This is a genomic window from Mesorhizobium sp. M1E.F.Ca.ET.063.01.1.1, assembly GCF_003998155.1.
Lineage (GTDB): Bacteria > Pseudomonadota > Alphaproteobacteria > Rhizobiales > Rhizobiaceae > Mesorhizobium.
The window spans coordinates 1-9,478 of record NZ_RZSC01000180.1 but is presented as its reverse complement, the minus strand read 5'-3'; the positions used below and the strand labels follow the sequence as shown (position 1 = coordinate 9,478).

Here is a 9,478-nt window from a genome sequence, read left to right as displayed (position 1 = left end):
GAGTAGGGTGAGGCGGGGCCAGTGGCCCCACTATCCTACTCCCTTACTGCCCTACTCCCCTACTCCCTTTACTAATGCTGCATTGCAACAAATGCATTGCCGCCATGCAAAAGCGTCCGTTCAATTTCTGGGCAGCGATGCCTATCTACGCGGCATCGAAACAACTGACCCCACGAATGGAGGACTGAAATGAACCCGATCCGCGCTTTCCGCAACTGGCGCCTGTACAACGAAACCGTGCGTGAGCTGAACAAGCTGAACGCCCGCCAGTTGAACGACCTCGGCATCAACCGCGCCGACATCGAGCGTATCGCCCGCCAGGCTCTTTGATTTCAAGCGCGACCCGGCGCAAGCCGGGCTGCGACCTCGAAGCCGGAGCCGTCGCAGACGCTTGCTCGTCTCCGGTTCCGAACCCGCTGGACCTCGTCCAGCGGGTTTTGTCTTTTGGAGCCCACAGCGCGCCGCTCGAAACGAATTCGAGCGACGCGCTGTGGGTTTTTTGTTTTGTGCATGTCGTTCTCCCAAAACCGCTGCACACTTTTGGGCGACATGCACCACAGCGCCGCGCGTCCTTTCGGACGCGCAAAGGACGCTGTAGCACTTTTGATCTTGCGCATGATCCTTTCCGAAAATCGATTCCGATTTTCGGGGTCATGCGCTAGGCCGCTCCTCCCCAAAAACATTGCGAAATCGTGACGGAGCGTTTATACAGGCCGCGAATTTCCCATTTTGGTGGCTCTAAAACCACCGCCCGCGCGGGAACGCGGGCGAACGAGAAGGATTTTTAACATGGCCAATACGCTGCTGATGCCCAAGGCGACCGCCGTCTGGCTGGTCGACAACACCGCGCTCTCCTTCGAGCAGATCGCGCAGTTCTGCGGGCTGCATCCGCTGGAGGTCAAAGCGATCGCCGACGGCGAGTCGGCGCAGGGGATCAAGGGCATGGACCCGATCATGACCGGCCAGCTCACCCGCGACGAGATCGCGCGCGGCGAGAAGGACCCGAACCACCGGCTGAAGCTGTCCGACCCCAAGGTGCGGGTGCCGGAAACGAAGCGCAAGGGTCCCCGCTACACGCCGCTGTCGAAGCGGCAGGACCGTCCGAACGCAATCCTGTGGCTGGTGCGCAACCATCCCGAGCTCAAGGACGCGCAGATTGCCCGTCTCGTGGGCACCACCAAATCGACGATCGAGCAGATCCGCGAGCGCAAGCACTGGAACTCGGCCAATCTGCAGCCGATGGATCCGGTGACCCTCGGCCTGACCTCGCAGATCGACCTCGACCTCGAAGTCAACCGCGCCTCGCGCGGCCGCGAGCAGGCGCAGCCGGTTGCCGGCGATACGTTGCTGCCGGCGGCGCTGACCGAGCGGCTGGTGCCGGCCCCGGAAAAGCCGAAGGACGAGGACCAGGAACTGGATGCCAATGCCGTGTTCGCCAAGCTTTCGGCGCTGAAGTCGAAGGACAAGAAAGAAGACGAGGAAGAGGAGTAAGGGCGCTGCCTTACCTTCTCCCCTTGTGGGAGAAGGTGTCGCCGCAGGCGACGGATGAGGGGTGCTCCAGGGAAAGCCAGCGTCTCACTCCGCTGGAACACCCCTCATCCGTCTCGGCGCTAAAGCGCCGATCCACCTTCTCCCACAAGGGGAGAAGGAGAAAGCGGAAGTCACGTCCGTGCCGCGCGGTCGGGCGCCATGCCGTAGTCCTCGCTGCGCTCCACGGCGCGGTAGAAGTCGGCGAGCTGCTTGCCGCGCTCCGGCTTGTAGATGCGACCGGCGATGACAACCGAGGCGATGCGGTCGATGCGGAAGGCGCGAAAATCGTCGCGCATCTCGCACCAGGCGACCAGAGTCCACACCTTGCCCCAGAACCAAAGTCCCAATGGCCTGATGTCGCGGGCGGTGCCGCGGCCGGCCTCATCCGAATAGTCGATGGTCAGAACCTGCCGCTTCTCGATGGCGCGTTCGATCAGGTCGATCGCTTCCCGCGCCGCGTCGCTCACCACCCACATCGGCGTGTGGATCTCGGTGCGTGCTATGCGGTCCTTTTCCGTATCGGGCAGCACGGCGCCGATCTTGACCAGCGCTTCGTCGGCGGCCCTCGCCATAGCAGCGCCGCCGAAGGCGCGCACCATGCGGGCGCCGGCGACCAGCGCCACGATCTCGTCACGCGTGAACATCAGCGGCGGAAGGTCGAAACCCTCCCTCATCATGTAGCCGACACCCGCCTCGCCGTCGATCGGCACGCCGGTCGATTGCAAGTCGGCTATGTCGCGGTAGATGGTCCGCTCGGAAACCTCGAGCCACGTGCCGAGCTTCTGCGCCGTGACCAACCGGCCGCCGCGCAAATGCTGTACGATCTGGAATAGCCTGTCGGCGCGGCGCATCGTGTGACCCCTTGATCTCGGTTCTATGCATGCCGCGGTCCCCAAACCGGTTCCCGCAGGTTCGAGGCTGCTTCAATAACGCAGGCCTCCTGACAACATACTGTCAGGAGGCTGACAGGAATCCGCCACGGAACAACGGCTTCTTTCCTGAAACCCGGTAATTCAACCGACATTACATCTGGGCGCGACACGGCCGCTATCCAAGTCGTACGCCGAAAAATTTCAGTTCTTACGCATGCGGCCGTCATAAAGGTCCGGCCAGCCGATGTCCTTGCGGATATCCGCCGGCAAAGTGTTCAGGAAACGCTGGGTGCGGATCTCGTTCCGCACGGTGCGGATCTTGCCGACATAGTTCTGTACACTGCGCAGGATGGTAAAACCGTTCATGGCCAGGCTCCTCTTTTTCGATGAGAGGAGTATCTCACACCCCTGCTGACAGCAGTCTGTCAGGAGCTTGGCAGGCCGTCGGAGCAGGCGTCGGAAAGATTGGCGCAGCCTTGGGTTACCGGTTGTCTGTCAGGAGCAATGCGGCTGTCGGAAGCGTCAAGAACCGCTTTGACAGCCGCCGCCGATGCTGGTCAAAGGCGGCATGACGAAACTTCTTGCCCTTGTCATCATCGGCATCATGCTCATCCAGATCATCAAGCCGCTGGGCTGGCCCGGGCTGAAGCGTCGGGGCGACTTCTGGAAGCTGGCGCTGCTTGCCATGGCCGCGATCTCGCTTGCCGCTGTGCTGGGCCATTGGGCCTGAGGATCCTCAAACCGGACTGAGGTTCTGGTCGTCGAGCACCAAATCCGCCAGATGCTCCGCCCAGGCGCGATAGCCCGCTTCCGAGGCATGGAAGCCATCGGACGCAAAGCCGGCTTCGGGATTGGTGATCGGCAGGCGCGCGGCGGGAACGGCGCCGCGTTCGTTGCAGAGGCGCACGCCCATCCGGTTCATCGCGATAGCGCGGATTTCGAGGATCTTGCCGAGCAGCGGCGGCATTGCCGGGGCACGGGTGAATTCGAGCACCGGCGACCAGACCACACGCGCTTCCGGCCATTTGGCGCGCAACGCGTAAAGCAGGCCGCCGAACTCCTTCTTGAAGCGCGGCACGGAATGGAAGTTCTTGGTGTCGTTGGTGCCGACGGCAAGCACGATATGCGTCCAGGGATTCGCCGACAGGTTGGGCAGGACATAATCCCGGATCTGCCCCGACGTCGCCGAGTTGAAGCCGGCGGCGCGCCAGCGCACGGCATGGCCGGTGCGCTCCGCAATCAGGCCGGCAAGCTGCGCGGCGAGCCCGTATTCCGATTGCTCGATGCCCACGGATGCCGCGGAAGAATCGCCCAAGACCAGCAATGCGATTGCCGGCGCCTTGCCGGCGATCTCGTGCAGGACTGGCCCGCGCGCCGGCAGCATGCGGCTGGTGCGGCGGCGCACGCCAAGGCCCTGCCAGACATAGACCGGGAAGGCGAGCCAGGTGAGGAGAGCTAGCAGTCGCTGCATGGCAAATCCATTGAATGGCGGAAAGCCATAGAGCGGTTCGCCGTTTCATGGAACGGCAAACCGCTCTATCTCTTTATTTTGACGCAAGCCCGGACGGAAGGCTGCGGCGAGGGCGCCGAGCGCAACCGTTTCACACTTTTCCTGGAATTGCTCTGGCGCATGTTTCGGCCGAGGTGAACGAGCCGGTCACTCGCAGCAGTCCGGCCGATCCTTGATCCTGTCCTGATATTCGTCGTGCAGCCGCACCCAGTCCATAAGGCCGTGATAAGGGCCGGCCTCGTCGCGGCCCTTCGGCGTCATGTCGAGATAGTGGTAGGCGCCGATCAGCGCATCGCCGCCGCGGGCGCGCGACATGAAGGTGAGAAAGATGTCGCCGTTTTCGTCGCGATAGAAGACGCTGGTGCCGGGAAGGTCCTTCGATCGCAGCGGACGTTTCTCGAAATTGTAGATCGTCTCGCCCGCCGCGATCTGCCTGTCGGTGAAGGAGACCTGCAGGTCGAAGTTGAAGTCCGACGCATAGGACGACACCCAGTCGAATTTCCAGCCCATGCGCTGCTTGTAGGGCAGGAGTTCGGCCAGCGGCGCCCGCGAAACGACGACCAGCGACACGTCGTGGTGCCTGAGATGCTGGTCGGCGCCGTCGATGTGGTCGGCCAGGAACGAGCAGCCCTCGCAGCGATGATCGGACCCCGGCGTCATCATGAAATGGTAGACGATCAGCTGGCTCTTGCCGGCGAACAGTTCTCCAAATCGTTTCGGTCCCTGCTCGCTTTCGAAGACATAGTCCTTGCGCAGCTTGAGCCAGGGCAGTTGCCGCCGCTCGGCGGCGATGCGGTCGCGAAACCGCGTCAGCTCCTTTTCGCGCTCGAGGTGCTTTCTGTGCGCCTCGAACCAGTCCTCCCGCGAAACGACGGCATTGCGATGCATGACTATCTCCTGTCCTCTCCTGCCAAGGACGTTCGACATCGGCGCGATCCGACATGGCCGGCGTCGTTTTCCGACGCAGCCTCAAAGTGGGGATGGCGGCCGCGAAAAACAAAACCCGGGCTGGGGGCCCGGGTTTTCGTCGCTACTGAAGAAACCGTGTCAGGCGGCCTTTTCCAGCGCCGGCTTCCATTTCCCGAGCGCCGCCAGATGGTTCATGTGGGCGCGGTGGATGAAGGCTGCCTGGCCGGCGGCGACGTTCGACGCCTTGCCGCTCCAGGCCTTCTGCGCGGCCGCCTGCAAGGCCCGGCCGTAGGAGAAGGAGAGCTTCCACGGGTGCGGGCCGATGGCGTTGATGGCGTTGAGGTTGGCCGTCGCCTCTTCGTCGTCCTGGCCACCGGACAGGAAGGCGATGCCGGGCACGGCCGCCGGCACGGTCTCGCGGAACAATTTAATCGTCTTCTCGGCTACCTCTTCAGGGCTGTCGGTCTTGCCCGATTTCTTGCCGGAGAGGACCATGTTCGGCTTGAGGATGGTGCCTTCCAGCACGACGCGCGCCGCATAAAGCTCGCTATAGAGCTTCAGCAGCATCGACTTGCTGATCTTGTAGCAGGTGTCGATGTCGTGGGCGCCGTCCATCAGGACTTCCGGCTCGACGATCGGCACGATGCCGGCCTCCTGGCAGAGCGCTGCATAGCGGGCTAAAGCATGCGCGTTCGAACCGATCGACGTCATCGAAGGCACGCCCTTGGCGGTGTCGATGTCGATCACCGCGCGCCATTTGGCGAAACGGGCGCCGAGCTTGCAATAGTCCGCCAGCCGCTCGCGCAGGCCGTCGAGGCCCTCGGTGACGGTGTCGCCGGGAAAGCCGGCGAGAGGCTTGGCGCCGAGATCGACCTTGATGCCCGGAATGGCGCCCGAGGCTTTGATGATGTCGACCAGCGGCGTGCCGTCGGCTGCCTTCTGGCGGATGGTCTCGTCATAGAGGATGACACCGGAAATGTACTTGGTCATCGCCTCCTTGGCGCGGAACATCATCTCGCGGTAATCGCGCCGGCTGTCGGCTGTCGATTCCACGCCGATGACGTCGAAGCGCTTCTTGATGGTGCCGGAGCTCTCATCGGCGGCCAAAAGGCCCTTGCCATCGGCTACGATCGCGGCGGCAATGTCTTCGAGACGTTCGCTCATGGTGCTCTCCTTGACGGTTGTATTCCGCGCCTAGCAGAACACTACCGCCAAAGGAATGACACCGGAAAGCTCGAATCGATTGAAAGTCTTAGTTCTCGAGCACGGGAAATTTGATCGGTCGGCTATGTCCGCGTTAGCATGCGGCATGCCTTGGTGATTGGCTGAAAAGTCCTCCGTCGTCATCCACGGGCGGAGCAAGGAGCGCAGCGACGCAGCGCAGACCCGAGGATCCATGCCGTGACTTTGGAGCGCTGCTGCGGTGCAGAATTCTGCTCCGCTGCAGCCTTCGATCAAGGTCTCGGCATGGATCCCATGGTCTCCGCGACGCCGCTTCGCGGCTGCTTCGCCCTGGGATGACGAGGCTGCGGGGGCTTCAGCCAATCCCCAGCGTTTGCGCTGATTTCACGGAAATGAACGGTGAAAATCTTGCCCACCGACAAACGGCAATCTTTCAGTGTCCTGTGTCGAGGAAACTAGGCCGTGAACCCATAAATCAGCCGGGCGGACGACTTGCCGGCGTCCGCTATGCACCGAAAGCGACCAACGTTTGCAGCGCAGCTGAAAGAAGCAATGGGCCACAAGCAGAAGTTAACTCAACTTGCTCGTAAGGGGCGCACATACTGCTCCGGCAGCCCCGCCTTCCGCAGGGCATCAATCAAGTGTTGCTGAGCTTCAGGGCGTGCGTAGTGCAGTACCTGGATCACATTCCGAAGCGATAAATCCGGTTTCACCAGCTTCACCTCGGCGATCACCTCACGTGCACCAGTTAAGTCGCCTAATTGCGCGCGCGCAGCGGCTAGGTACAATAAGCCACTGGAGCGTTGTACAGGGACACTCTCGAGCGCTTCGACTGCGTCAGCATATCGACCGAGGTCAAAGAGCGTCAGGCCGCGAACCGCTGCAAACCAATCGGGCACGAAGGGACCCAAGCCTATGGCGGCATCGATTGTGGCCAACGCATCGGCCGGCCTGCCACTGGCGCGCTGCCAGTTCGCGTAGTCGCCCTTAATCTGTATATCGGCCGGATTGAGTGTCAGCGCCCTGTCAAAATGGAAGCGTGAACGGTCATGGTCGCCTGTCCAAAGGTAGTAGAGCGCTCTTGCCCAATGAGACGTGGCGTCGTTGGTATCTAGTTCCAGCGCTTGTTTCGAAGCGCTCTCAGCCTTGGCCATCTGATCGTCATCGAGCAGAATGACATTGCTCATGGTAAGAGCTATCGCCAGCCAGGCATGGGCAAGTGCAAAATGCGGATCGACGGCAATTGCGCGCTCAAGTAGGGGTACGGCTTCGGCATCACGCTGATGGTCACATAGATCGCGGCCTTGTAACAGACAGTCATAAGCCGACCAGTTAGTAGTTGGTTTTGCACGGGCTTTTGCTGCTTCTGCAGCGTGCATACGGCCCTCCAGCATTGTTACGATTGCGGCCACAACAAGGTCCTGGATAGCGAAGATATCCTGCGCATCGCGATCGTAGCGGTCGGCCCAGATGTGATTGCCGGTTCTGGCATCAACCAGTTGGGCTGTGATGCGTATTCGGCCGCCCAATTTGCGTAGACTACCCTCAACTACATAGGCAACGCCCAGTTCCCGCGCTACTTCGATAGGACTTTTTCCTTTGTTGGCAAAATGAAACGACGCGTGGCGAGCTACTACGGACAGGCCGTGAAAGCGGGCGAGTTCGGTAATGATATCCTCGGTGATCCCGTCGGAAATGTACTGTTGCCCGGGATCACCACTCATGTTGGTAAATGGCAGTACTGCTATGGACGGTTTGATTCGTTCTACCGCTGTTGGTCGCACCGATGTTCCTGAGGGAGCTCCCAGACGATAGACCCGGACCGGCTGGGCGATATTCTTGAGTTGCTGCTCACCCATGTCTTCAAACGAGAGATCAAGGCGACTTCCTACGTTGTCATGAACCATGCCGGTGACTGCAATGCCGCCCGCCGGGGCAAGTCCCTCGATCCGCGCAGCGACGTTCACGCCTTCACCGAAAACATCGCCATCCTCAGCAATCACATCCCCCAAGTTGACGCCAATGCGGAGTTGGATGGCTCGGTCCTCTGGCAGCTCTGCGTTCCGTGCTGCCATATCCTTCTGTAATGCAACTGCGCAGGCCACGGCCTTCACGACGCTGGGGAATTCCGCGAGAAAGCCATCCCCCATAGACTTAAACAGCCGACCTTGGTGCTCGGCGATCCTAGTTTCGATCACTTCGGCGCGGAGGTTCCTCACGACCGTCAGAGTGCCGTCCTCGTCCACGCCCATGAGGCGACTGTAACCGACTACATCGGCTGCAAGGATGGCAGCCAGACGGCGCTGAACGGAGTTCTCCACCACTCGATAGTGCCCCAGTTGGTCACCGGGGCTCCCTTGCAGAGCCTGGTTGATGACAAGATAGCACTGCCGCGCCTGGCCGCAACCAGTGGTCCCAGAGCGAAGTCAGGCTGCTACGCGTCATGTCTGCTAGGGGTCATTCGCGACCGGGTCGAGCCAGTGGCAAGTCCGGCCAAGTCCGCTATGCCGCCGAAAGCGGAAGTAAATTCAAAGCATTAGCGGCAAGGCTATAAGTCTTGGCGGGTTGATGGCGCTGCCCGAGACGTGATTCAAGCTCCAAAACCGGAGCTTCGAATCACGCGCTACGAACTCAGCGATTGCGAATGGACCGCCATCAGACCGTTGCTGCCGAACAAGCCGCGCGGCGTTCGGCGCGTAAATGACCGTCGCGTGCTCAATGGCATCTTTTGGGTCCTGCGTTCAGGTGCCCCTTGGCGCGACCTGCCGGAGAACTACGGTCCCCGCACGACTTGTTACAATCGCTTCGTTCGGTGGCGGCGGGCTGGCGTCTGGGACCGGATCATGGATGCACTGGCGGCCGGTCGTGACGCGGCGGTGCAGATGATCGATACCTCCGTCGTGCGCGTGCACCAGCACGGAGCCTGTATCGCAGACAACACTCAGCAAGATATGGGTCGCTCACGCGGTGGCCTCACCAGCAAGATTCATGCGGTCGTTAACTCCAATGGTCTGCCGGTCCACCTCGCCCTCACGCCGGGTGAGGCGCATGACAATCGGCTGTGTTCGGTCCTTCTCAGCCCCTTGCTTCCAGGAACGATGCTGCTCACGGATCGGGGATACGACGCGGACTGGATCAGGGAGCTTGCCCGTCAGCAAGGCGCATGGGCGAACCTTCCGCCGAAACGCAATCGCAAAGACCCGATTTGCTTCAGCTCGTATCTGTATCGCGCGCGCAACCTGATCGAACGGTTCTTCAACAAGATCAAGCAATGTCGGTGTGTTGCGACCCGATACGACAAACTCGCGGCCAACTACCTGGCCTTCGTCAAGCTCGCATCAATCCGCGTCTGGTTGCGTGCTAATGAGCCCGTGCCCTAGATTCCTGCGCCCACTCGCCGAGTCTTGAACGACTCAGCGCTTCAGCACCTCGACGCCGGGCAGCGGCTTGCCTTCCATCCATTCGAGGAAGGCGC

11 protein-coding genes are annotated in these 9,478 nt (G+C 61.3%); 4 read left to right on the top strand and 7 right to left on the bottom strand.

Annotated features, from left to right (window positions below):
• Positions 1-189 precede the first annotated feature (189 nt).
• Positions 190-330: a DUF1127 domain-containing protein gene (locus tag EOA29_RS15130; RefSeq protein ID WP_095778147.1), complete on the top strand. Its 141-nt coding sequence runs from the start codon at positions 190-192 to the stop codon at positions 328-330.
• A gap of 2 nt (positions 331-332) precedes the next feature.
• Here the strand turns inward: EOA29_RS15130 and EOA29_RS15125 are convergent, their stop codons facing one another.
• Entirely contained in the window at positions 333-617 is a 285-nt protein-coding gene (locus EOA29_RS15125; RefSeq protein WP_189350492.1) for a hypothetical protein, read from the bottom strand.
• A gap of 172 nt (positions 618-789) precedes the next feature.
• Here EOA29_RS15125 and EOA29_RS15120 point away from each other — a divergent pair, with 172 nt between their 5' ends.
• Positions 790-1,491 carry a DUF1013 domain-containing protein gene (locus EOA29_RS15120; RefSeq protein WP_126091530.1) on the top strand — a complete coding sequence of 234 codons (702 nt, stop codon included), beginning with the start codon at positions 790-792 and terminating at the stop codon, positions 1,489-1,491.
• A 170-nt stretch (positions 1,492-1,661) separates the two neighbouring features.
• Here EOA29_RS15120 and EOA29_RS15115 read toward each other — a convergent pair whose 3' ends face one another.
• Together EOA29_RS15115 and EOA29_RS15110 are read right to left on the bottom strand one after the other, a co-directional pair.
• Entirely contained in the window at positions 1,662-2,381 is a 720-nt protein-coding gene (locus tag EOA29_RS15115; RefSeq protein WP_059189944.1) for a YafY family protein, read from the bottom strand.
• 222 nt (positions 2,382-2,603) lie between these two features.
• Positions 2,604-2,768 (bottom strand): hypothetical protein, encoded by a 165-nt coding sequence (locus EOA29_RS15110; RefSeq protein ID WP_126091531.1) that lies wholly within the window; start codon positions 2,766-2,768, stop codon positions 2,604-2,606.
• Positions 2,769-2,952: 184 nt separating this feature from the next.
• Here EOA29_RS15110 and EOA29_RS15105 point away from each other — a divergent pair, with 184 nt between their 5' ends.
• Positions 2,953-3,132: a hypothetical protein gene (locus EOA29_RS15105; RefSeq protein ID WP_040974327.1), complete on the top strand. Its 180-nt coding sequence runs from the start codon at positions 2,953-2,955 to the stop codon at positions 3,130-3,132.
• Positions 3,133-3,138: 6 nt separating this feature from the next.
• Here EOA29_RS15105 and EOA29_RS15100 read toward each other — a convergent pair whose 3' ends face one another.
• From EOA29_RS15100 to EOA29_RS15085, 4 genes are all read right to left on the bottom strand, one after another.
• Complete coding sequence (locus EOA29_RS15100; RefSeq protein WP_126091532.1) at positions 3,139-3,873, bottom strand: SGNH/GDSL hydrolase family protein; 735 nt, start codon at positions 3,871-3,873, stop codon at positions 3,139-3,141.
• Positions 3,874-4,059: 186 nt separating this feature from the next.
• Complete coding sequence (locus EOA29_RS15095; protein WP_126091533.1) at positions 4,060-4,800, bottom strand: thioredoxin family protein; 741 nt, start codon at positions 4,798-4,800, stop codon at positions 4,060-4,062.
• Between the two features lie 159 nt (positions 4,801-4,959).
• Positions 4,960-5,985 carry a class I fructose-bisphosphate aldolase gene (locus EOA29_RS15090; protein WP_126091534.1) on the bottom strand — a complete coding sequence of 342 codons (1,026 nt, stop codon included), beginning with the start codon at positions 5,983-5,985 and terminating at the stop codon, positions 4,960-4,962.
• 593 nt (positions 5,986-6,578) lie between these two features.
• Complete coding sequence (locus tag EOA29_RS15085; RefSeq protein ID WP_245468474.1) at positions 6,579-8,324, bottom strand: adenylate/guanylate cyclase domain-containing protein; 1,746 nt, start codon at positions 8,322-8,324, stop codon at positions 6,579-6,581.
• A gap of 294 nt (positions 8,325-8,618) precedes the next feature.
• Between EOA29_RS15085 and EOA29_RS15080 the strand changes: the two genes are divergently transcribed.
• A complete protein-coding gene (locus EOA29_RS15080; RefSeq protein ID WP_126095713.1) occupies positions 8,619-9,383 on the top strand; it encodes an IS5 family transposase in 765 nt (254 codons plus the stop codon).
• Positions 9,384-9,478: the final 95 nt, after the last annotated feature.